At 60.0% G+C, this 23607-nt stretch carries 21 protein-coding genes; 12 read left to right on the forward strand and 9 right to left on the reverse strand.

Going from position 1 to position 23607, the window contains the following annotated elements; translation table 11 throughout:
• Positions 1-219: 219 nt before the first annotated feature.
• From QZV93_RS03290 to QZV93_RS03315, 6 genes are all read left to right on the forward strand, one after another.
• Complete coding sequence (locus tag QZV93_RS03290; RefSeq protein ID WP_295555939.1) at positions 220-426, forward strand: hypothetical protein; 207 nt, start codon at positions 220-222, stop codon at positions 424-426.
• Positions 427-546: 120 nt separating this feature from the next.
• The gene (locus tag QZV93_RS03295; RefSeq protein ID WP_295555940.1) at positions 547-969 is read left to right on the forward strand and encodes a c-type cytochrome; all 423 of its coding nucleotides are present in this window, start codon (positions 547-549) and stop codon (positions 967-969) included.
• Between the two features lie 337 nt (positions 970-1306).
• A complete protein-coding gene (locus tag QZV93_RS03300; protein ID WP_295555942.1) occupies positions 1307-1984 on the forward strand; it encodes a response regulator transcription factor in 678 nt (225 codons plus the stop codon).
• The gene (locus QZV93_RS03305) at positions 1971-3371 is read left to right on the forward strand and encodes a HAMP domain-containing sensor histidine kinase (protein ID WP_295555943.1); all 1401 of its coding nucleotides are present in this window, start codon (positions 1971-1973) and stop codon (positions 3369-3371) included. Before QZV93_RS03300 ends, QZV93_RS03305 begins: the two co-directional genes overlap by 14 nt.
• A gap of 7 nt (positions 3372-3378) precedes the next feature.
• Entirely contained in the window at positions 3379-3768 is a 390-nt protein-coding gene (locus QZV93_RS03310; RefSeq protein WP_295555945.1) for a DUF4186 domain-containing protein, read from the forward strand.
• 156 nt (positions 3769-3924) lie between these two features.
• Positions 3925-4527, forward strand: a complete 603-nt coding sequence (locus tag QZV93_RS03315; RefSeq protein WP_295555947.1) for a L,D-transpeptidase — start codon at positions 3925-3927, stop codon at positions 4525-4527.
• 120 nt (positions 4528-4647) lie between these two features.
• Here QZV93_RS03315 and QZV93_RS03320 read toward each other — a convergent pair whose 3' ends face one another.
• A complete protein-coding gene (locus QZV93_RS03320) occupies positions 4648-6576 on the reverse strand; it encodes an acyltransferase family protein (RefSeq protein WP_363156477.1) in 1929 nt (642 codons plus the stop codon).
• Between the two features lie 541 nt (positions 6577-7117).
• On the opposite strand from QZV93_RS03320, the gene QZV93_RS03325 reads away from it, so the two are divergent.
• Positions 7118-7717, forward strand: a complete 600-nt coding sequence (locus tag QZV93_RS03325) for a hypothetical protein (RefSeq protein WP_295555950.1) — start codon at positions 7118-7120, stop codon at positions 7715-7717.
• 143 nt (positions 7718-7860) lie between these two features.
• On the opposite strand, the gene QZV93_RS03330 is transcribed toward QZV93_RS03325, so the two are convergent.
• The 7 genes from QZV93_RS03330 to QZV93_RS03360 form a co-directional block, all read right to left on the reverse strand.
• Complete coding sequence (locus QZV93_RS03330; RefSeq protein ID WP_295555952.1) at positions 7861-9486, reverse strand: methyltransferase domain-containing protein; 1626 nt, start codon at positions 9484-9486, stop codon at positions 7861-7863.
• On the reverse strand, positions 9487-11262 hold the full coding sequence (locus QZV93_RS03335) for an ABC transporter ATP-binding protein (RefSeq protein ID WP_295555954.1): 1776 nt from the start codon (positions 11260-11262) through the stop codon (positions 9487-9489). It lies immediately after the preceding gene.
• Positions 11255-12052, reverse strand: coding sequence for an ABC transporter permease (locus tag QZV93_RS03340; RefSeq protein WP_295555956.1), 798 nt, complete (start codon positions 12050-12052; stop codon positions 11255-11257). Before QZV93_RS03340 ends, QZV93_RS03335 begins: the two co-directional genes overlap by 8 nt.
• Positions 12053-12060: 8 nt before the next feature.
• Entirely contained in the window at positions 12061-13281 is a 1221-nt protein-coding gene (locus tag QZV93_RS03345; protein ID WP_295555958.1) for a glycosyltransferase, read from the reverse strand.
• Between the two features lie 47 nt (positions 13282-13328).
• On the reverse strand, positions 13329-14528 hold the full coding sequence (locus tag QZV93_RS03350; RefSeq protein ID WP_295555959.1) for a glycosyltransferase: 1200 nt from the start codon (positions 14526-14528) through the stop codon (positions 13329-13331).
• A 265-nt stretch (positions 14529-14793) separates the two neighbouring features.
• Positions 14794-15837, reverse strand: coding sequence for an NAD-dependent epimerase (locus QZV93_RS03355; RefSeq protein ID WP_295555961.1), 1044 nt, complete (start codon positions 15835-15837; stop codon positions 14794-14796).
• Positions 15838-16040: 203 nt separating this feature from the next.
• Complete coding sequence (locus tag QZV93_RS03360) at positions 16041-16247, reverse strand: hypothetical protein (RefSeq protein ID WP_295555963.1); 207 nt, start codon at positions 16245-16247, stop codon at positions 16041-16043.
• 580 nt (positions 16248-16827) lie between these two features.
• Between QZV93_RS03360 and QZV93_RS03365 the strand changes: the two genes are divergently transcribed.
• The 4 genes from QZV93_RS03365 to QZV93_RS03380 are packed head-to-tail and all read left to right on the forward strand — an operon-like array spanning position 16828 to position 20932.
• A complete protein-coding gene (locus QZV93_RS03365) occupies positions 16828-18123 on the forward strand; it encodes a nucleotide sugar dehydrogenase (RefSeq protein ID WP_295555965.1) in 1296 nt (431 codons plus the stop codon).
• A gap of 11 nt (positions 18124-18134) precedes the next feature.
• Positions 18135-19190 carry a Gfo/Idh/MocA family oxidoreductase gene (locus QZV93_RS03370; RefSeq protein WP_295555967.1) on the forward strand — a complete coding sequence of 352 codons (1056 nt, stop codon included), beginning with the start codon at positions 18135-18137 and terminating at the stop codon, positions 19188-19190.
• A 4-nt stretch (positions 19191-19194) separates the two neighbouring features.
• Positions 19195-19779 (forward strand): acyltransferase, encoded by a 585-nt coding sequence (locus tag QZV93_RS03375; RefSeq protein WP_295555969.1) that lies wholly within the window; start codon positions 19195-19197, stop codon positions 19777-19779.
• Positions 19780-19786: 7 nt separating this feature from the next.
• Positions 19787-20932: a DegT/DnrJ/EryC1/StrS family aminotransferase gene (locus QZV93_RS03380; protein ID WP_295555971.1), complete on the forward strand. Its 1146-nt coding sequence runs from the start codon at positions 19787-19789 to the stop codon at positions 20930-20932.
• A gap of 25 nt (positions 20933-20957) precedes the next feature.
• Here QZV93_RS03380 and QZV93_RS03385 read toward each other — a convergent pair whose 3' ends face one another.
• Positions 20958-22253: a D-glucuronyl C5-epimerase family protein gene (locus tag QZV93_RS03385; protein WP_295555973.1), complete on the reverse strand. Its 1296-nt coding sequence runs from the start codon at positions 22251-22253 to the stop codon at positions 20958-20960.
• 208 nt (positions 22254-22461) lie between these two features.
• Between QZV93_RS03385 and QZV93_RS03390 the strand changes: the two genes are divergently transcribed.
• A complete protein-coding gene (locus tag QZV93_RS03390; protein WP_295555974.1) occupies positions 22462-23595 on the forward strand; it encodes a glycosyltransferase family 4 protein in 1134 nt (377 codons plus the stop codon).
• Positions 23596-23607 lie beyond the last annotated feature (12 nt).

Genomic DNA, 23607 nt, shown 5'->3' on the forward strand with positions numbered 1-23607 from the left:
TCCTAGCGCAACGTGCGCCGGCGTCGATCGATAGAGCCATAACGACTTGTCGGTGCGCATCACCTACGCCTCCGTTTGCAACGTTCTCCTTTGCAAACAACCGGTCATCCGCGTGGCGCGTTCCATCAATTGCACGCGGCGCGCGTTTTCGGGCCTCGGAACAAACATCAGCGTTCGGAATTCTTAAGACAAGAAGAACAACAAAACCGGAGCCGTCTGATGTATGAGCTCATTTTCACGGTCTGCTCGGTTGTAGCCGGCGCCGCGTGTCGCGAAGCCAACCCCATTCCTCTCGAACAGCATGTCGGATTGATGGGGTGCCTCATCGCCTCTCAAGTCGAAGGCGCGAAATGGGTCGAGACGCATCCAAACTTCTACGTCTCGAAATATACCTGCCAGCCGGCCAGGACATTCGCCCGCATTTGATGTCCGCGCGCTTCGCGAAGACCCGGGTTACCCGTCCACCTCGGTAATCGGTTCCCGGGAACTGGTCCCGGACGGTAGCGTTTCAGCGCCAAGCTCCTCTCTTAGAAAAGGACGCCGCGAATGAAACATCACACGACTAAGCACCACGCCGTTCGTTCGGCTGTAGCCGCAGGATGTCTCGCACTCCTCCCGCTGCCGGCGGCGGCTGGAGGCGCTGCTCCGACTGACAACGGCGAAGACGCCGGGCAGGTCGCATTCAACACCCACTGCCGCAGCTGCCACTCCGTGAAACCCGAAGACAATCGCCTGGGTCCAACGCTGCATGGCATTTTCGGCGCATCCGCGGGACAAGTAAAAGGTTTTGCCAATTACTCCGGAGGCCTGACGCCCGAGATCAAATGGGACGAGGCAACCCTCGACAAATTCCTGACCGACCCCAAGGCCCTAGCGTCGAATACCACCATGACGCCGTTCGGCGGTATCAAGGACGCCGATCAGAGAAAACTGATCATCGACTATTTGAAGACACAGGGCGCATCCTGACCTCGAAGGTCCGCGTCCCCGCTCGGGTGAATTCCGTCGCCTGTTGATGCTTACCGCAATTGTAAGGAAGCGGACATGCGCAGGTAATCTTGCGTGCCTAGGGTGCGACTCGGACAGTCAATGAGAGTGTGCGTCGCTCGCGGCGCTCACAGCCAGCTCCTGAACAATGGTCCCCCCTCAAGGGCTGTCCCTGGTTGGTACCCACCCCTTGCTGGGTATCTGGAGCCCGAACGCCTCGTGCGTTCGGGCTCTTTTCACCTTCGCCATCCGATCTCGGGGCGTGATTTTGGTGCTATAGACCGATAAACCGGATCATGGGCCTGAAGGGAGCCAAGGCATGCGCCTGCTGCTCGTCGAGGACGACAAGGAGACCGCGAAATTCATCGCCAAAGGCCTCGTCCAAGCCGGGCATACCATCGACGTCGTGGCGGATGGTAAAGACGGGCTCGCCCTCGCGATCCGCGAGGACTACGACATCGTCATTCTCGACCGCATGCTGCCCGGATTGGACGGGCTTTCCCTTGCACGCACGCTGAGGACCGCCGGCAGCCGCGTTTCGATCCTCTTCCTGACGTCGCTCGGCGGCGTCAACGACCGCGTGCAAGGCCTCGACGTCGGCGGCGACGACTACCTCGTAAAGCCGTTCGCCTTCGCCGAGCTTCTGGCGCGCGTCAACGCGCTCGGCCGCCGCTCGCCTCTGCGTTCGGACGGCGACATCCTGCGCGCCGGCGATCTCGAGCTCGACATCGAGAACCGCAAGGTCACCCGCGGGCACGAGCGCATAGAGCTGCAACCCAAGGAATTCGTCCTCCTCGAAACGCTGATGCGCAACAAGGGCCGCATCGTCACCCGCACCATGCTGCTCGAGCGCGTCTGGGGATTTCACTTCGATCCGCGGACCAGCGTCGTCGAAACGCACATCTCGCGCCTGCGCGCAAAAATAGACCGGCCATTTGCAAAGGCGCTGATCCATACGGTTCGCGGCAGCGGCTACTCCATCCATGACAGTCCGTGACCTGTTCAGGCGCACGCAGGTCCGCTCTGCGCTCGCATTCACGCTAATCATCACGGTGGCCGTCTCTGCGCTCTTCGCTGTCCTCATCGTACGCCTTGCAGATGGCATCGAGGACGGCGCACGCGCCCGCGTCATCAACACGCGTGACGCGCTCCTCGCCATCGACCGCCGCTATGGCTTCGACGAGCTCGTAAGCGTCGTCACCGACGAGGCCGAATCCGTGCGCGATGCCGACAGCATCTTCGCCGTCGTCGATGCGAAAGGTGCCTTTGTGGCCGGCAACATCCGCACCGAGCACCCCTTTGAAGGATGGCGGGAGCTGAAGCGGTCCAAGCTGCCGGACATTGCCGACGACGGCACCGGCCGCGACCGCTTTTTCGCCGTTTGGACTCCCGTCTCCAAAGGCATGCTGCTGATCGGCCGTTCGGATCGCGAGGTGCGTCAGGCGCGCCTCATCCTCACGCGCTCGCTGGGATGGGGACTTCTTGCAACGGCCATTCTTGGCGTAGGATCGGGCATCTACCTCGCCCGCGGCGCCCAGAGGCGCATCGACGACATCGCCGGCACATTGTCGGCCGTCTCCGCCGGAGAGCTCGACCGCCGCATTCCCGTTGTCCAGCTCCCCCATCACGACCTCGACGAGGTGGCCGAGCGCATCAATGCCATGCTGACTCAGCTCGAACGGCTGGTCCAGAACGCCAACCAATCCTCGACCGACATCGCCCACGATTTGAAACGCCCCATGACGCGCTTGCGCCAGCAGCTCGAAAGCGCAAACGAGATCGCCGATAAAAATCCGGACATCAAGGAGGTGCTTGAGGACGCCATCGGGGAGGTCGACAGCATCGTATCGACGTTCGAAGCGCTGCTCAATATCGGCCAGCTCGAGGCCGGCGACAGACGCGCCCGCTTCGTCGATATCGATCTCGCCAAGGCCCTGTCCGACACCGTCGAAGCCTATGCCCCCGTCATAGAGGACAGCGGCTTTTCGCTGGTCTGGAACGCAACGCAGGCATCCTCACTCGTCGTGCGCGGCGATCACGAGCTTCTGGTGCAGCTCTTCGCCAATCTCATCGAGAACGCGCTCCAGCATTGTCCGGCCGGCACATCGATCGAGCTGACGCTCTCCGGATCGACGCGTGGCCCCGTCGCCAGCATCGCCGACAACGGTCCCGGGATCCCCGAGCACGAGCGCGAGAACGTATTCCGCAGGTTCTATCGCCTCGAACGCGAACGTTCGAGCCCCGGGCACGGCCTCGGCTTGAGCCTCGTACGCGCCATCGCCGATCTTCACGGCGCGAGCGCCACCCTGGCGGACAACCAGCCGGGCCTTAAAGTATCGATCGGGTTTCCGCAGCGCCTCGCCGTTCCCCGTCACAGCGCCTGAGCGTCCGATGAAGAATATCGACGATGTGCTGACGGCACTTTCCAGATCGGCGTTTCGTCGTCGTTTCACGCTCTCGGAAAATGACCGCGCCTACGTGGCGGCGAAGGGTTTGGACACGGTTCTCGCCCACGCCCGCGGATTTATCGGCCAGCGCCTTGGTCCAGCCGAACCCGCACGCGATGGCAAGCAGACTCCGTTTCGCGGTCACCCGGTGTTCGTCGCCCAACACGCCACCGCCACCTGCTGCCGCGGATGCCTCTCGAAATGGCATGGAATCGCCCGTGGCGCGCCCCTCGACTCGGCCGAGCAGGATTACGTCGCAGCCGTCATCGAGCGCTGGTTGAGGCGCGAGATCGGTACCGACGACATTGACCCTCAGGAGCCGCGCCTTTTTTGAAGCGCAATTGCTTGTTTGTCTCAAAGCGAGCGATGCAGAAAGGCAACAGTTATTAACCGTCTCGTCGCGTTACGGAACAGCCCGAGCTTGCGCGGGACGGGCGTCGAATGCACCTTACCGCCAACGACGCAATCGAAAATTCTGGGGGCTTCTCGCATGACGATCGAGCGTTCCATCAAGCGCAGTGCGCGTAAGCTGGAGCCTAGTCGCGGGATCGCGCTCGCCCTTTTGGCGACGATTTTTGCCGCGATTGCTCCGCTCAAGGCGTGCGCACAGGAAGACCTCTTCTCCTTCCTGTGGGATGGCGGATCGCGCTCCGTGATCAGCTTCAGCTCGAAATATACCCCGCGCCAGATCATCGTCTCGTTCGGTGACCGCAAGCTCTACTGGATTCATAAGAAAGGCGAAGCGATCAGCTATCCCATCGCCGTGCCGAGAGAGCAAAGCCGCTGGGCCGGCGTGACGAGCGTCTCCGACAAGCGCGTCAACCCGGCTTGGACCCCGACGCCGACCATGTTGCGCGAGAACCCGCGGCTCCCAAGCTGGGTGCCGGGTGGCCATCCCATGAACCCGCTCGGCGTGCGCGCCCTCTACCTCGGCTCGTCGGCGTACCGCATCCACGGCACCGACGCCCCCTGGACCATCGGCACCGCCGCCTCCAAGGGCTGCATCCGCATGTATAACGAGGATGTGCTAGACCTTTATCCGCGCGTTCCGGTGGGCACCAAGGTGACCGTCACCTGGCAGCGTTTCAGCTAATCCGAAGCTCGCCGCGCACCCCGAGCCGTGAAGCTCGTCCGCAATCATCGCGACAAACTGCAGCGCAGAGGTGCGGCTGGCGAACGCGCATTGCACACATGCAGCATCCGAAACGTCCGATCATCGAAAAGGAGGCGGTAAGCGACCTGCCTCGCTGAGAATGTCGAAAACCTTCTTCGCGCCGTCGTAGCTGAGATGACCGCTGTCTCGATAGAGAATGACGCCATCAATGAGAGTGTGGCAGACCGTCTCGTTACACGTAACGTCGGAAAGCCTGACAACCGCGGCTCCGGCTTTCGAAGCCGAATCCATGAGGCGGCCGACTCCGACTGAGCCGGCGAAATACAATTCGGCCGACTGCTCGCATTGATTGGCGTAGGACGCCACTCGCTTCGTCGCCAGACGTTCGTTGCAGACAAGGTTCTCCTCATCGACTCCGGGCGGAGGCGCAACAACGACCACGTGCTTGCCCGCAAGGCGCAAGCGATGAATCTCGTCGACCAGAATTCTTTCCGTCGTATCGAGATCGGATGCTTCAACACGCGCGGTTCCGGCGCCGTCGCGGCGCATCATCTTGAAGCCGGGAACGGTGTATTGCCAGAAGGAAGCAGCGATGATCACGGTTCGGATCGAGCGCTCCTGAAGCACGAACTTCTCGACGCCATCGTTGAAGGCAATGCAATATTTCGAGACGAGATCGGCGTCATCGCGCGCTGGCGCGTACGGCGCATATCCAATGAACGGCGGGCATGCGCTATATGTCGCCTGCACGAGTCCGTCGGGCAGATGATACCTCGCGCCGGAGGCGACCGCCATCGCGTATGAATCGCCCCAGATCAGCGCCGTCGGCGCGGCCGATGTTCGACACTCATTTCGGTTTTCAAAGATGTAATTGTCGCACGCAATATCAAGCCCGTAATTGGGTCGCTTGAGGTGCGCCAGATCTACGCGTCCACGGGCATATGCTTGCGCCGCAATCTGGACAGCCGCCGCCATCAAGCCAATCAGCATGGCCGTAGAAGCAAGGCGCAGTCGCCGCAGACTCAGCCGTCTGCCTGGCTCCTCAACTGCCAAATGGAGGCCGGTCGCCAGCGCGATCGACACCACCAGGCCCGAGGCTCGAATTGCAATCGGGGGCTCCATGCCAAACGCGTTGTTCAGGAAAGCGACAACCGGCCAATGAACGAGATAGAGCGAGTATGAGATGTCGCCCAGCTTCTGGAGGGTCATTCTGCTCGGATAGGTCTCGACGATTTTCCCCCTCTCCGCCAGGATGATGACCAGGGTCGCGAGGCATACGAGAGCGGCGTCGATGCCCGGGTGCGGCATGCCTGTGCCGACGATCGGCACCGCAACAAGGACACCGAGGGCTGGCCAGTAGGCCACGGACGTCCACCTGGGCCGCGTGGCAATGAGGGCGCCGAATGCACCCAGCATCAATTCCCATGCTCGCGTCGGGAGCAGATAGAACGCGGTCGTTGGACTGAACGATACGACGCAGAGGCAGGCGATGAAGCTCAAGGCTGCCGCAAGCGCAATCGCGCGGTGCCGATGCCTCTTGGGAACCAGAACCAGGAAAGCTGGAAATATGATGTAAAACTGCTCTTCGACCGCGAGCGACCAGAGATGGAGCAGTGGCTTGAGACCGGCGGCAACGTCGAAGTAGCCGACCTGGCTCCAGAGCACGAAGTTGATAGTGTATGTGATCGCGCCCCATGTTTGAGCCGTGAGAGACGCCATCTCGACGGAATCGAGAAACCAGATCGAGGCGACGGACGTCAGGATGATCGTGACATACACCGCGGGCAGAAGGCGTTTGGCACGGCGGCTATAGAACTCCGCGAACGAAAATTTACCGGCGTCGATCTCGCTCGTGACAATCCTGGTGATCAAGAATCCGGATATGACAAAGAATATATCGACGCCGAGAAAGCCCTGGTGAAACGGGCCGATCTTGAAATGGTCCAGCACGACGAGGCCGACCGCGATCCCGCGGAGCGCCTGAATATCTGCGCGAATTTTGGTCCTCGCCCCCATTTGGCTGAGCATAAAATCTCAACCTGCGCCGGCCCGCAAGTGGACCGCCGGCGCGGCAGCCGTCAAGGTTATTCTCGGATCGCCCCCTATTGCACGGCGGAAGCTGGAGTTCCGCATCGATGACCTTCGACGGATGCCATATGCATAGTGCCATAATGGCTTTTCGGCAAAAGGCCCACCCGTGCGCTCAGGCACCACTGAAATAGGATCGTTTGCGATGCACTTGGCCAAGGCACGGAAGAGATCAACCGATCTATCCCTGCTCATTTGCGTGTGCGCATCCGCATGTGCGATGGCAAGCGCTGCACCTCTCGCCGATGACATCGAACGTCGTCTCGAGCCGGCCATTCTCGGTGTCGGTAACGAGCAGATCCCGCTCCGAGCTATTTCAGAGACGCTCGCAGCAAGGCAATAGGCAAATACTTCTCGCGTACACAGGAGTTGAGTGGCGACCTTGCCGAACATTGATCACCGATCTGTATTCTGTGGATTTGTCGCTCGGGACATTTGCCGATCAGTCGCTGCGGCGCCAATCTCTAAGCTGACGAAAACCATGGATCGCGCGATGTTCAGATTCTTGCGGGAAGCCAAGTGCCGGATGCAGATCCGGCCATTGATCGAACAGGCAAAATATCTCCTGGCCCACCATGCGATCCAAGCGTCACCAGGCGACTGGGACGATCCCTATTTGCTGGGCTACTACAATGGGGCAACGTTAGGCCTGCTTCAGGCAGGGTCTGAAGGCCTCGTGGACGCCAAAAGCATCGGAGTCGTTCAAGCTTGGGGTTGGGAAGAGCTGACGACTTTGCCGAGAGACCGGTTCCTCGTGCTCACCGCGAGTTTGTTCCGTACGCACCCCGATGAATGGAACGCCGGGTTTCAGGCTGGCATTCTGTGGTCGACGCTATCGACCGAAGGCATTGACCAATCGGCTCCGAAGGTTCGGGAAGCACTCGAAGCGAGCCGGACATTGGCAATTCTATCCAGAGCGGGTGGCGATGAACTGCGCAACGCCGCAGCCTTCGTGTTTCAGAGAGATTGGTTTGGTTACCTTGCAAACAAGGTGGGGGAGTCGGCTCTCTCCGTAGACCTGTTCAAGGGCGAACGGGGCCACGCTCCAATTCCGTTGCCCAGGCCTGCGGCTCGCGCTTAGGGGTGGTGGCGGCCACGGTTTGTACCTGGCAACCTGTGAAGTATTCCGTCGCCGGTCAAGCGGCGCCGACACCGCCGAAAGCAGCCGACACAAGATCCTTTCGTGGCGTCACAACCCATGTGATGGGTCCGCATCTCCGATGCTCAAGACGAGCGGTCGCGCTCACTAAGTGCCTTGAGATACTTTTCCTCTGCGTTTGAACGCTTTTCTTCCAGCGTTCGGTTCTCTTGCATGAGTTGCGCAATGCGCAGCTCATAGTCTGAACGACGCGCCTCGAGATCTTCGCTCAGCGCCAGTAAGTCGGCAATGCGTGCTCCATCACTCTGTTGACGGGCCTCATAAGATCCGACTTGCTGCTCCAGCCGAAAAATTTGCTCTTCGTGAGACGCGCGACACGTTTCAAGCCTTTGGGTCAAAGCCAGCAACTCGTGGATGCGCCGCTCGCCAGCGGCCCTCGCCGTCTCCAGGGACTCATTTGTCTCTAGCAGCTCGCCGGTGCGCGTTTCAGCCCGAGCACGCTTTTCCTCGAGCAAGTTCGCAAGCTCGCTCAGCGATTCAACACGCATGACTTCTTGCGCCCCTATAGAAGCGGAAGGTTTGGCGAGCCTTCTCCAGACCGCGTCTCCTTCTCCTTCAAGTTCGACCTGCTTGATGTCGTGCAGGGGAGAGTGAACACGAACAGCAAAGCCGAATTTCGCCGGAGCGAGCGCGGGCAGGGTGGCCCAGCCATCGTCGTCCCATCGCAGAGCAATGCTCTCCTGCGAAAGAAAATCGTACGCAGCAGCATCAGCGTTGGGCGTCACGCGAAATCTTCGTGGTAGCCGCGGAAGCAGGAAGACTGTCGAGCCTGATGGCTCCGAGATTACGCGCACGTCACGCCCATAAGCGTCAGGATCGACGAGTACGGGCAAAGCAGAGACCGCCAACGCTTGCTGGGGCTCATGCGGTGGAGCCGAAGCGTCCTCTTCCGCCAACATTGGCGCCCGGGACGACAACTGCTTGTCGAACAGCACGACAATCTCGGAACGCTTCGGCCACTTGATGCGTCCTTCGATTGCAAGACCATAGTGCATGGCCTCGAACAGGCGCTCTATCGCGCCATCCATGCGGGCCGGAGAAGGGCGATGGGCAGTTCCGCAACGCGGACATAGTGCATGCTCAAAGGCATAGTTTCGTCCATTGGCGAGATGAAGCAGCGCAACCACTTGCTCCGAGCTGAAGACCCATCGTCTGCCGCAGAATGCGTGAGCTGCCACACCGGCACGCCCTTCCCACAAGCGGGCGACGCTGGCCGCGGAGAATGCGCGCTGATGCCAGTGGACGTGATAGCAATGACCGCAACCCGAACACTCGACGGTCGCTACGTCGAGGATTTCATCGTACGGAACCGCGACCAGCAGCCAACGCGAAGAAACCCTGAACAGTTCATCGAGAGCCTTCCCGTACATGGCGTCCGGAAGGTGCTCCAGCACGTCGGTTGCCAACACCAAGTCGAATTCTTCATCTTCAAATGGAAGATCATGCAGGCTTGATATGCGCGTCTCGCGGCGGACGTGCTTGAGGGCTTCTTCTGAGATGTCGCAGCCGACCACGCGGCGATCGGAGGGAAGGATATTCGTTATGAAGCCGTTGCCGCAGCCCGCGTCGAGAATGCTTTGAGCGCCTGCCGGCAGAAGGCCGATCACCTTGTCGCGCATCTCCACGCTGGAGGAGTCGACCTGGGCGTCGTCCCACAGACTGGACTGCTCATAGTAGGTGCTCGAGTTCATTCAGGAAAGTCGCCTCCAGTTGGCCTCGTGCAAGTAATCGCCGGTCTCCGTGAAAAAATCCGGCGGCTGGACAACTTTCAAACGAAATCGCCGATCCAAAACGTGCAATGGCTCTGTTCCGTTTCGATGTTCGTTTTGCAGATTACGGAAGATGCCAACCGAAATAATATAGTCTTTCGGACCGAGGCGTACAGGCTTGAGATCGACCCGATCGAGATGGGGCCCGCGGTCTCTCGATGACACCGGACTGATGAGTTGTGCGGCACAGCGGCCGTCCATTGTGTAGATGGCGACCACCAGGCGGCAATGGACAATCCGTTCCTCGGCCGTCCACTGAACCTCGATTGACAGAGGTTCGCCACAAACAACAACTCTTTGCTCGCTCTTACTCGCATCATCCGGCGCGAAGAACCGGACACTTCCGATCTGAACCGCCCCCTCTCCGTAAGCATCGCCTTCGACCAAATTGTCTTCAGGGTGTGGGGAAGGAGCATGGGGAGGCCCAAACACCTCAGCCAATTGCTCAGGGAGATGGAACGTCTCGACCCGCCAATTCCCGGCCTCCGTAGGCGCCAGGACGCCAGCGCAAAAATACGCCTCGCCCGTCGAGAATTCTATGCGAACTTGATCATCGATCGTGGCGCCGTGCTCAATTTCGACTGTCAATGCCCTGTAGTTGTTGAGCAGCTTCGGCAACCTTATGGCAAACGGTGCGTGATGGTACGCGCCCCCCTCATCCCTAAATTCTCTCCACGACGGGCTGTCGTTCGAGGACTGGGACGCAGACCAATTTGTGTAACCTGACACGGCTATCGCGTGGAGGTCCTCCTCGGGATCGTTGTCGCGGGCATCGCCTAAGCGAACGCTCGCTCTTTCCTCGTCGTTGTGCAGCAGCCTCAGCGACCTGATCGGATGCCTTCCCTTCGGCGGAGAAGGTGCGCCCGTCACAAGCCGCCCGGTAAGGGTTATGAATTCTCCATCTGATTGAGGTATGCCATGCCCAAAACCCGTTTCCGATGCTTGAAGGCGAATGTTCTCCTGTTTCCGCGTGGCGGCGACGTACGCCTTGCACACGCTCAACGTATCGCCCTCATCGACAATTCGACCCCGATCAATCCATATCGCGCGATCGCACATCATCTGGACTGAGGCCAGATCATGGGAAACGAACAGCAGCGTTATTCCATTGTCGGTCAAGGCCCTCATCCGGGCCACGGCCTTGAGTGAAAAATACGCGTCACCGGCACCAAGTATCTCGTCGACGATGAGGATCTCAGGCTCAATAGTCGTGGCAACGGTAAAGGCCAATCGGGCCTGCATGCCCGAGGAATACGTGCGGAACGGCTGCTCGATGAACTCGCCCAACTCCGCGAACTCCAGCACCTCCCGGGTTTTGACCTGCGCTGCAGCCCCGGTTACGCCCAGATAAGCCAGCGCTGCCCTTACATTCTGCAGTCCCGTAAGATCGGGATGGAAACCCGTTCCCAGTTCCATCAGGGCTGTCACGCGGCCATTGGCCTGAAACTCGCCGCAAGTTGGACGCACCAAACCTGCGACAATCTTCAGTAGCGTGCTTTTGCCGGCGCCGTTGCGCCCGATGAGGCCGACGCGCTCTCCCCGCCGGACCACCAGATCAATGTCCTTGAGAGCCCAGAAATCCGAGCTCACGTTGTTGGGTACTGGCAAGCCCAACGCTTCCGCAACGCGCCAGCCCTGAGATCGAAACAAGCGGTATCGCTTGCCCAAGCCGCGCATCGCTATGGCATTGTCAGACATAATCTGCCGCCAGCGTCTTCAATCGGGAAATGAGATGGAAGCCGGCAACAAATAATAGCAGTGAGAATGACCCAAACAGGAAGCCGTACTCCCAAGGTATGACCCCGTGGTGGATCACGTCGCGATAAATCGAAATCATGTAATATAAGGGATTCACCGCAAGAATAGGCATCATGCTGTCCGGCACCATGTCCTTGGTATAGCCGATAGGGGACACGAGCATCAAAAACAGGATGAGCGGCGACACCAGATTGCCGAGATCGCGAAAAAATACGTTCAAGATCGACAGCGCCCACACCAGACCTATCGAAAAGAGCCATTGTATTGCAATGGCAAAAGGCAGCGCGACGATCGAAAGGTGCAACTCGCCGCGAACGCCCAAAATCAAGATCAAAATGCAAAGACCGACCACCATCGTCACGGAGGACACGATCACCGTTTTTACTGCGATGAGCTCGACAGGGAATATCGCGCCCTTCAAGAACGACCTATTCTCTATCAGGCTGCCTACGCCCGAGGAAAGAGACTCCGTAAACCCAAGAAACGGAATGAGTCCCGAGAAAATAATAAGAGTGTACTCGAATGAGCTCTTTTCCGGCACGCGAACTTGCAGAATGAGCGTAAAAACCAGACTATAAAGTCCCAAAAAAATCAGCGGAAAGAGGAACGTCCACAGCAATCCGAACGTGCTGGCTTGATACCTTTGGCGCAAGTCGTGAAGACTTGTGGCGACCACAACTCCGCGCTTGTCCCAAATGAGCCGAAAGGGCATCGCGATCGCCATAATCATATGCCGCATCAGTGCACCCGCTCGCCACGCCGAATATTGCCGTACGCCGTAACAAGCTTTCGACCTTCCACGCCCCAATTTAACAGCTCTGCCGCACGCCGGGCGGCGGCACGCAGCTCGGAAATGCGCTGATCGTCCCTCACCACATTGACGATCGCGGCCGCCGCTGATTCAGGCGTGCTGAGATCAGCGATAGCTCCGAAGCCGTACGTATCGACGACTTCTCTCAGGTAGGGCAGATCGTTGGCCAGGAACGGAAGCTCGGCGACCGCATATTCGAAAAGCTTGTTGGGACTGCAATAGAGATGGTTCAGATCGACGGCTTTGTAGGGAATGATCCCCAGATCGGCCTGCGCCGTGAGAACCGACAACTCCTTCGGTTCCATTCGCCCCAAAAATAGAACGCGCCCGTCGTCCGTTCCTTGTTGTCGACTGATCGACACCAAATCCGCTTCGCAAGCACCGTAGCCGACAAGCACCAATCGGACGTCATCGGGAAAATGCCTGGCCGACTTCACGAGAACGTCGATACCGCGCTCAGGTGACATCCAGCCCTGATAGAGCACGACACGATCGGTAGACCGAATTCCGAAGTGCTGCCTCAACTCGGCATCTCGCTTGCCGATTTTGGGAGCTTGAGGAGCCGCGTTTAAAATGACCATCGGCGCCTTGCATGCATAGTCGCGCGCCATGATGCCCGCAATGTAGGGGTTCACCGTTATCGATAGGTCCGCAGCCCCTATGAACTTGCGCTCCAAGCGCCGATACCGTCGGCGGATGGCAGATGGAAGCTGGGCTTGCGCATGATAAAGTTCGTGAGCATCGTAGACAAGGGCACACCCACGCCGCTTTTTGACCTCCGCCCCAACGCGCAACAACGGAAAATCATGCACGTGGAGAATGTCGAACTCTCGCCGCATGACGTGGCTCAGGACAAAGTGTTCAAAGCTTGAGATGCCCGTCGCCAACGAGACCGCCCGACGCGTACCGCGCCAGAGATATGGCCACCACCAAGCGGTTCGCGCGGTAATAGAGTGTAAGATGCGGGCGACGCGGGCATCGCTCCAATCGAACACAAAGCGGGAGATTGGGATGCCGTGATGGTCATAGCCGGAACTCTGCGCGCATTCGAAGCCAGCAAGAATCTCGACAACGAAACCCGCGTCTCGCAGGCTTTCTGCTTCTTGAAGGATTCGCCGATCGATCATGAGGTGATCGGTCGTGATCATTAGGACCTTCAAGCGACACCTATCGGACCGTTCTGCAGACCGTGGCATTACGACAATAACAACTCAGCGTAGATCTGGAATAGACGCTCAGCAACCGCGTCCCAAGTGCGACTCTGCAAGACCTCCTCTGCGATCGAGCGCCCATCATAGCCAGAATAGGTCTGGCTCATTCTTAGTATTCCGTCGAGCAGGCCGCCTTCGGTGTTGCCGACAATCATGCCGTTGTGCCCTGACACCACGTAATCCTCGGGGCCCCCGCAAGTCGTTGTCAACACAGGGCGCCCGCACGCCAGAGACTCGAGCCCGGACAAGCTGAAGGTTTCCTTGTAGCTCGCCACAACGATAAAATCGTGATCGGAAATCGCCGCTGAAATACCTTTCCTATCAGCCATGGGAAGGAAATGAATGGTACCCGCGGCTCCTCCCAGCTTTTCAAATTCGACAGCGACCTCCCGATGCACGGACGGCGATCCAAGAACACTTAATTCAACCGATGCTCCTTGTTTGAGTGCAGCAGCGAAAGCTGCAACCAGCCTTTTCCCGCCCTTGACTTCGCCTCCCGCGCCGGCGAGCCAAAGCATCTGTGCCGGGCGATGGACCCGGACGGGATGAGTCCGGAGTTGAAAAATCTGCGGGTCGAACCCGTTGCCGAGAATTTGCACCTGCTCGGCGTCCGATCCAAGCTCGGCCAGCATGTCCCTTTTGAGGGCGTGGCTCACTGCGAGAACACGGTCGGCTGAACGAACAGACTTTCTCGTGAAATGTTTCAGGATCCCATTGCGCGTGAGTAGAGAAAATGGGCCCATGTGCTCGGTCAAGACAACCCTGCGGCCGAATTTCTTCCCGAGTTTTATTGCCGAGTACCCGTCCAGAAAAGATGTGTGGGCGTGAACGATATCGAACGGAAATCGAGCCCTTATCATCTCGATGACGCGTCGGACCCCGTGCCAATAACTCAGCGCATGAAGGGGATGACGAAAGTAACCGCCTACGCAGTAAGGGAAGTAGACGATTGGAACGCCCTCTCTCACCCGCCAACGAAATGGTTCTTCCAAATAAGCTTGAAGAGCCCGCGACACCTTCCGGAAATCATATGTCGATATCCAGAACGGCTCGCCACTCAGAACTGCAACACTTGCGCCTCGCCTTATGAGAGCTTTGGCTTGTTCTTGAACAAAAACCCCACCCGCTGGGTAATATTCGCGCGGATACATGTGCGAAAGCACGAGCACTCGCAGGCCGTCCATCTAATACTCCACGTCCCCCGTCCCCGCGCCAATCCGCACAGAATGGTTTGGCCAGCGAGAGTCGCCGCTTGCCCACAGCCTTTCCTTCAAGACCAATGGTTGCAAGTGCAGCGCACTGACGAAGTCCTATTAGGTGAGATGCAGGAATGTCAACTAGTTGAATGAAACTGTAAAGGTTCGCTACGAGGACGGTCAGACTCGCGCGTCCTGCCCCGGAAAGTATTCGCTCCATGGCCGATTTTAGCTGCCAAGATTAGACGCCGGGTCAAACGCGATAGTAGTCGCGATACCATTTGACGAACCGGCGCACGCCCTCCTCGATCGGCGTTTGCGGCTTGAAGCCCACGTCGCGCACGAGATCGTCCACATCTGCGCACGTTTCCGGCACATCTCCCGGCTGCAACGGCAGCATGACTTTCTGCGCCTCCCGGCCGAGCTCCGCCTCGAGGCAGCCGATCAGGCTCATGAGTTCGACGGAGTTGTTGTTGCCGATGTTGTAGATCCGATAAGGCGCGGAGCTCGTGCCCGGATCGGGCTCTTCACCATCCCAATGCGGGTTCGCATCCGGGATCGTATCGCTCGTCCTCAGCACGCCCTCGACGATGTCATCGATGTACGTGAAATCCCGCCGCATCTTGCCGTGATTGAAGACGTCGATCGGCTTCCCTTCGAGGATCGCTTTCGTGAACAGGAAAAGCGCCATATCCGGACGACCCCAGGGGCCATAGACAGTAAAAAACCTGAGACCGGTGGTCGGCAGTCCGTAGAGGTGGCTGTAGCTATGCGCCATCAGCTCGTTGGCTTTCTTTGACGCCGCATAGAGGCTGACGGGATGATCGACGTTCTGGTGCACCGAGAACGGCATGCTCGTATTGGCGCCGTAGACGGAACTCGAAGAAGCGTATGTGAGATGCCGGACACCGTTGTGCCGGCACCCCTCCAGAACGTTCAGAAACCCGACGAGATTGGCATCTGCATAGGAATGCGGATTGATGATCGAGTAGCGCACACCGGCTTGAGCAGCGAGGTGGATGACGTAAGCCGGCTTCAGCCGCGCGAACAGCTCGGACATGTCGTCCCGCGCGGCGATATCGATCTTTTCGAAGGAGAACCCGTTGCGCCCCGAAAGCTGCGCGAGACGCGCCTCCTTGAGCGCCAGGTCGTAATAGTCGTTGAGGTTATCGATGCCGTAGACTTGGCTCCCGCGGTCCAGGAGAGCGCAAACCACATGAAAGCCGATAAACCCGGCAACGCCTGTTACGAGAACGGGACCGGAGCCCGGCGATTGCGCCATGTCTGTCAAAACCATCCACCCGGATCATCGGGTTCGATGATCCCCGCTGCACGGATGTGAAGACAAACCGGTGCGAGCCGCTGAAGATCAAGTCGCATCCGCCGGTCCCATCAGGACAGCGGCCACTTGGCATCGGCCGTACGCCGGCCGCGCAAAGATGCAACATCCTCCGCACGGATTGCAAACGCTTTATCGGGCAGGCGACCCGCCGGAGCAGCTCAGGCCCGGCTGGTCTTTTTGACTCTGATCATCTCGTTGGCGCGATCCACGAACAAACGGAAGCCGTTCTCCTCCGCCCATCGATCGAGCACAGCAGCGCCGGAATCGCTATCGACATTAATCAAAGTAAACATCTGCAGATCTTCGAAGGACAGCACGCCGACTCCAGCGTCGTTGATCAATTGCTCCAATTCGATGAGATCCATCTTTACCCCCCAAAACATCGCACAACTGAAACACGGTCTTTTTTGGCGGATCGTAGTGTCAATCTGACTCGAGGAAACTGACGACGAGCAGCCTCCGTCACATGGGAAAAAGAAAATTACATCCGCACAATTCTTCAAAATGATCTCGCGAGAGTACAACTTCTGCCGACGAACAGCTGATGGCGTCGTGCTGGCGAAGCCAATTGAACTCCCACTGTGTCGTCCGGAGCACACGCCACGGACGATGTCTTTCAAGCTACGTCGACGACGTACGACTCTCGGCCTCAGTATTATCAGAATACGGCCGAGAATATATGGGCAGCATCCAGCCTCGTCCCCAAAAGAATGGGATATGGGTTCGTCACCAATCACGGCTGCAGTTTGCTCGGCGCATCGTGAGCGGTTCGGATCTTCCGGCGACACCAAACCGACGCCGGCCACCGATTCCCCAGGCCGCACGCAGGGTTACGGCAAAGGGGCTGGATCGCGGCCCACGCCCTTGCTATGAAGCCCTGCCGCAACGGGAAATTGCGCTCGGAGGCGGGCTTGGGGACCCAAGCGGGAGGACCGCGATATCGTCATGAATTTGGACAAAGAAGTAATTTCCGTCATTGGCCTCGGCTATGTCGGACTGCCCCTGGCTGTTGAGTTCGGCAAAAAACGCCCTGTCGTAGGATTCGACATCAACACGGCACGCGTCGCAGAGCTTAAGAGCGGTCACGATCGCACGCTCGAAGTGGAGGACGCCGAGCTGTCCGCCGCCGGTCAGCTCACCTATACGAGCGACCCCAAAGACCTCGGCCGCTGCAAGGTGTTCATCGTCACCGTGCCGACGCCGATTGACGAGGCGAACCGGCCGGATCTCACGCCCCTCATCAAGGCTTCCGAAGCCATCGGATCCGTGATGCCCAAGGGATCGGTCGTGATCTACGAATCGACGGTTTACCCCGGCGCAACCGAGGAAGTCTGCGTGCCCGCCCTCGCTCGGGCATCGGGCCTCACCTTCAACAAGGACTTCTTCTGCGGCTACAGCCCGGAGCGCATCAATCCTGCCGACAAACAGCACAAGCTGCCGACCATCAAGAAGGTGACGAGCGGTTCGACGCCTGATGTGGCAGAAGCAGTCGACAAGCTCTACCGCGAGATCATCACCGCCGGCACCCACAAGGCCAGCAGCATCAAGGTCGCCGAAGCCTCGAAGGTGATCGAGAATACCCAGCGCGATCTCAACATCGCACTGATGAACGAGCTGGCGGTCGTATTCGCCCGCATCGGCATCGATACGGCCGAAGTGCTGGCAGCCGCCGGCACCAAATGGAACTTCCTGAACTTCCGGCCCGGCCTCGTCGGCGGCCACTGCATTGGCGTCGACCCCTACTATCTGACCCACAAGGCCGAGCAGCTTGGCTACATCCCGCAGGTCATCCTCGCCGGACGGCGCATCAACGACAACATGGGCCGCTACGTGGCGCGCAACACCGTGAAGCTCATGCTGAAGCAGGGCATTGACGTCGCGCGCAGCCGCATCGGCGTCATGGGCATCACCTTCAAGGAGAACTGCCCGGACATCCGCAATTCCAAAGCCGTCGACATCGTGAAGGAGCTTCGCGACCACGGCGCCGAGGTGTGCGTCACCGACCCGAAGGCAGATCCCGACGAAGTAAAGCACGAGTACGACATCGCCCTTGGTGAGATTTCCGCCAAGGCGCCAGTCGATGCGCTCATCGTCGCCGTCGGCCACGACGAATATCGCCGCATGACGCCTGACGAGCTGCGCCGGCTGGTTCAGGGCGAAAAGCCGCTGCTCGTCGACGTGAAAAGTCTGTTCGATCGCCATGCCTGCACCGACGCGGGCTTCAAGGTCTTCCGGCTATAGAGGCAACAACCATGACCCATCCGGCCATCAGTGGACGAAAGGTGAGGTTTGCATTGGTCGGCGCCGGCCGAATTGCAGCCAACCATTTCGGGGCCATCGAGAAGCATGCGGACCGCTGCGAGCTTGTCGACGTCTGCGATGTTGTGCCCGACGCTCTCAAGGCCGCCACAGAGCGCACGAAAGCGACCGCTCACACGTCGCTCGCCGGGTTGCTTGAGAAGACCACCGCCGACTGCGTCATCCTGACGACCCCCAGCGGCTTGCACCCGAGCCAGGCCGTTCAGGTCGCGAGAAGCGGGCGCCACGTGATGACTGAAAAGCCGATGGCGACCCGCTGGAAAGACGGTCTCGCCATGGTGGAAGCCTGCGACGCCGCGGGCGTGCACCTCTTCGTCGTCAAGCAGAACCGCCGCAACGCCACGCTACAGCTCGTCAAGCGCGCCATCGAGCAGGGCCGCTTCGGCCGCATCTATTCCGTCGCCATCAACGTCTTCTGGACGCGCCCACAGGACTACTACGACAGCGCCAAGTGGCGCGGCACATGGGAGTTCGACGGCGGCGCCTTCATGAACCAGGCCAGCCACTACATCGATCTGCTCGATTGGCTGATCGGCCCCGTGGAAAGCGTGATGGCCTTCACCGCCACGTTGGCGCGCAATATCGAGGTTGAGGACACGGGCGTGGCGGCGTTGCGCTGGCGCAGCGGAGCGGTGGGAACGCTCAACGTGACCATGCTCACCTATCCGAAGAACCTCGAGGGCAGCGTCACCATCCTCGGTGAAAAAGGCACCGTCCGCATCGGCGGCCTCGCTGTCAACGAGATCCAGCATTGGGAGTTCGCCGACAAGCGCCCCGAGGACGAAAGCGTAAAGCAGGCCAACTACGAGACGACCAGCGTCTATGGTTTCGGCCACCCGCTCTACTACGACAACGTCATCAAGACGCTGCGGGGCGAGGCGGAAGCCGAAACCGACGGCCGTGAAGGCTTGAAGTCGCTCGAGTTGCTGATCGCCATGTATCTCTCGGCGCGAGACGGCACGCGCATCTCTCTTCCGTTGGAGTATTGAGGTCGTGACCGCCGCAACCGTTCACCCGACCGCGATCGTCGATGCTGGCGCCACGATCGGCGACGGCACGCGCATCTGGCATTGGGTCCACGTAAGCGGCGGCGCTCGCATCGGACGCGACTGCTCGCTCGGACAGAACGTTTTCGTGGGCAACAAGGTCACCATCGGCAACAACGTCAAGATCCAGAACAACGTCTCCGTCTACGACAACGTCACGCTCGAGGACGACGTGTTTTGCGGCCCGAGCATGGTCTTCACCAACGTCTACAATCCGCGCTCTCACGTCTCGCGCAAGAGCGAGTACCGGGACACGCTTGTGAAACGCGGTGCCACGCTCGGCGCCAACAGCACCATCGTTTGCGGCGTCACCATCGGCGAGTTTGCCTTCATCGGCGCCGGCTCCGTCGTCAATCGCGACGTTCCCGCCTACGCGCTGATGATCGGCGTTCCAGCTCAACGCATCGGCTGGATGAGCGAGCACGGCGAGCGCTTGAACCTGCCCGCTGAGGGCAACGGCGAAGCCACCTGCCCGGCCACCGGCCGGCGCTACGTTCTCGAAAACGACATCTGCCGTCCCCATTCGGACTAGGGATCCAATGCAGTTCATCGATCTGAAGGTGCAGCAAGCGGCCATCAAGCCGGATCTGGACAGGCGCATCGCTGCCGTGCTCGCACACGGCCAGTACATCATGGGGCCGGAGGTCGCCGAGCTCGAGGCGGCACTCGCCGCCTATGTCGGCGCCAGGCACTGCGTCACGGTCGCGAGCGGAACCGAAGCACTTCTCATAGCGCTGATGGCGCTCGGCGTCGGACCAGGTGACGAGATCATCACCACGCCCTTCACGTTCGTCGCCACCGTCGAGGTCATCGCACTGCTCGGTGCCACGCCCGTGTTCGTCGATATCGAGCCCGCAACGACCAACATCGATCCGGCCCTGATCGAGGCCCGGATTACACCGCGCACGAAGGCCATCATTCCGGTCAGCCTTTACGGTCAGGTAGCGGATATCGAGGCCATCAATGCGGTCGCAGCCCGCCACGGCAACATTCCCGTGATCGAGGACGGCGCACAGAGCTTCGGCGCCACGGCCGATGGGCGGCAGAGCTGCGGGCTCTCGACCTTCGGCTGCACGAGCTTCTTCCCGTCGAAGCCCCTCGGCTGCTACGGCGACGGCGGCGCGCTCTTCACCAACGACGATGATCTGGCGCGCGCCTGCCGCGAGATCCGCGTGCACGGCCAGAGCAAGCGCTACGTGCACACGCGCATCGGCGTCGGTGGGCGTATGGACACGCTCCAGTGCGCGATCGTGCTCGCCAAGCTGACGCGCTTCCCTTGGGAAGCCACCCAGCGCAGCGCAATCGGCGGCCGCTATACGACGCTCATCCATGAACGCGTTCCCGGCGCGAAGCCGGTCGAGACCCGCGATGTCGGCCAGCCTCTCAGCGGCGTGAGAACGCTCATCCTCAGGCCGGAACGAACGAGTGTATACGCCCAGTACACCGTGCTCGTGCCGCAGCGGGAGAATGTGCAGGCCAAGCTGCAAGCAGCCGGCATCCCGACCGCTGTTCACTACCCTGTGCCGCTCAACCAGCAGCCTGCCTACAAGGATCTGGCGCCGGGCGACGCCACCCCGATCTCCGCATGGGCGGCAGAGCACGTCATGAGCCTGCCCATGGGACCTGATCTCTCGGAGAGCGACCAGGACCGCGTCGTCGCCGCCTTGGCGACCGCCGTCGCCTAGACCCGAACGACCGCAACATCGGCGATCAGTTTCGGATGATGGACAACGCCTTCATCGCATCCCTGTAGGTCGATCGATGATGGGCCGGGATATGGCCCTTCGTCGCCTTGAGCGAGATCGCCCCGGCGTCCGTGGAGAAGGACACGCGAACGAAACGCGCGAAGGGAAGAGATACGGTGCCGCTACCCTTGATGGTGCCGATTTGGCGCCAATCGCCGAAACGATCGGACACGGACACATCGAGCGCACCCGGGCCTGTGGCCGAGAACGCCACCTCCGTGGCGGTTCCGCGCGCGAAAATGAGCCAGCCGTCGCAGGACACGCGAAATTCGCCCTCGCCCCTGACCGCGGCGACATGTGTAAGCGCGCTTCCGAGATTGCAGCGGTTCACGATCGGCGCGTATCGCGCCGAATCCGACCTGTTGATCGGATCGATGAGATTGAACAGGAAGCGCGAAGCCCACTTGACGAAGATCTCGTCGCCGGTCGTATCCGCGAGCCACAAGAGCTGGTTGATGTGCCCGAAATGGTAGCTGTCGCGACGCGCACGCAACGGCGCGTGCACATATCCCAGCGCATAGAGCGACGTATAGCCGATATCGAAGTCGGCGATATCCTGGCGGACCGCCTCGACGCCACGATCGAAGATATCCTTCCACACGGCAGCGCCGGTGATCTGATAGAAATCGAGGATACCGGCCAGTCCCGAGATATGGCCGTTCAGGATCTTGAACGAATGGCCTGAGGGATCCGGCGCCTCCTCGATCCAGATCGTATGGCCGACCGGCGTGGCCACGCCGCCCTGCTCGAGAGGCTTGAGATACACGCCCATCGCCTTTTCGGCAGCGTCGCGGAACTCCTCGCGGCCCGTCAAGGCATGCGCCCGCGCCAGCACACCGGCAATCCACGATTGGCCAATCCCCGAAATCCATCCCTCCGCCAGGTCGTACTCCTTGTTACGAAAGGGATAGGTCCAAACTAGCGTATCCCCGCGCTTGGTCGCGGAATGCAGCAGAAAATCCGCCTGAATGAGAAAGAGGCGCTTCTTGTCGTCGTCCTTGCTTCTCAGCCATTCGCCGTAAAGAAAATGCGCATACTTGGAAATGAAATACGGATTAGGCCACTTGCCGAGGCCGCCGTATTTTTTTCCGTAGTCATAGACAAGGACGCCATCCTCACGCACGGAAAAGCTTTTCGATTTCGCGAAGGCTTCGGCGGATTGCTGCCCGAGATAGGGATGAACACCAATATCGGCAGCGCTGGCGCATTCGGTCAACATGCATAGAGAGAGCAAGAGGGCGGAGATATGACGCCAAGCCACTGCAAATACCTTCTGCTGAGAATGACGCCCCATCATTCAGGACCGCCATGGAAAAATCAACGACAACCCGTCCCTCGGGCTCCCACGCCGGGAACACCTAATACCTAGGGCGCATGAGCAAACGCCCTTGTGACGGCATGACGTTTTCGGATACCCATCGGCAGCGGAGGCCCGGAGCCGAGCGGCACCGCAAGCTAACGAGCACGGAATGCGCACACCTCAACCCTTCGTTCACGTGACGACCGTCCATCAGCGACGCGACGTCCGGATCTTTCACAAGGAAGCCCAATCGCTGCGCGCGCTCGGCCAGCGTGTGATTCTTGTCGTTGCCGACGGCATGGGCGACGAGACCGACGCGCCCGACGGCGTAAGCTTTATCGATATAGGACCCTTTCGGGGGCGCTTGGCGCGTGCCGTGCTCGGAAACTGGCGCGCGATGAGAACCGCGCTGCGGATCGATCCGGAGATCGTCCACTTCCACGATCCGGAGTTGATCCCCATGGGGTTGCTCCTCAAGCTCCTCGGCCGCAAGGTCGTCTACGACGTGCACGAGGACCTTCCGCGCCAGATCATGAACAAGCACTGGATCGCGCCGCCGCTGAGGTTCGCTGTTTCCCGGGCCGTCTCGGCGGTCGAGCGCATTGCGAAATGGTCGTTCGACGCCTTCGTCGTCGCCACGCCTTACATCGGCACGAACTTTCCCCCAGGCTCCACTGCAGTCGTCCAGAACTTTCCGATCCCGTCGGAGATGATCTCGCCGCAACAGACCACCTACGCGAGCCGACCCCAGAGCTTCGCTTATGTTGGAGGGCTCTCCGAGGCGCGCGGCGCACGCGAGATGGTCGCCGCCGTGGCCCTGCTTACCGATCGACCGGACGCGCGCTTGCACATCGCCGGCAGCATCTCACCGAGCGCCCTCGAGACCGAGCTCAAACGGCGGCCGGCCTGGTCCCGCGTCGTCTTTCACGGCCAGGTCGGAAGGCCGGCGGTGGCCCAGCTTCTGGGATCTGCCCGCGCCGGAATGGTGGTCTTCGGTCCGGCGCCCAACCACTTGGAAGCCCAGCCCAACAAACTGTTCGAATACATGGCGGCAGGCCTTCCGGTCATCGCATCGGATTTTCCGCTGTGGCGGGAGATCGTCGCGAAAGCGCAATGCGGACTGCTGGTCGACCCGCGCGACCCGGCTGCCATCGCCGATGCCATGCGATGGATCCTCGATCACCCCGAGGACGCCCAAGCCATGGGGACCGCTGGACAGCACGCAGTCGCCACCACCTATTCCTGGCAGAGCGAAGCCGAAAAACTTCTAAAGCTCTATAGGACGCTGCAATCCACGCCGTGAGAGCAACAGCGC

This window comes from uncultured Hyphomicrobium sp., assembly GCF_902826555.1.
Classification (GTDB): Bacteria; Pseudomonadota; Alphaproteobacteria; order Rhizobiales; family Hyphomicrobiaceae; genus Hyphomicrobium_C.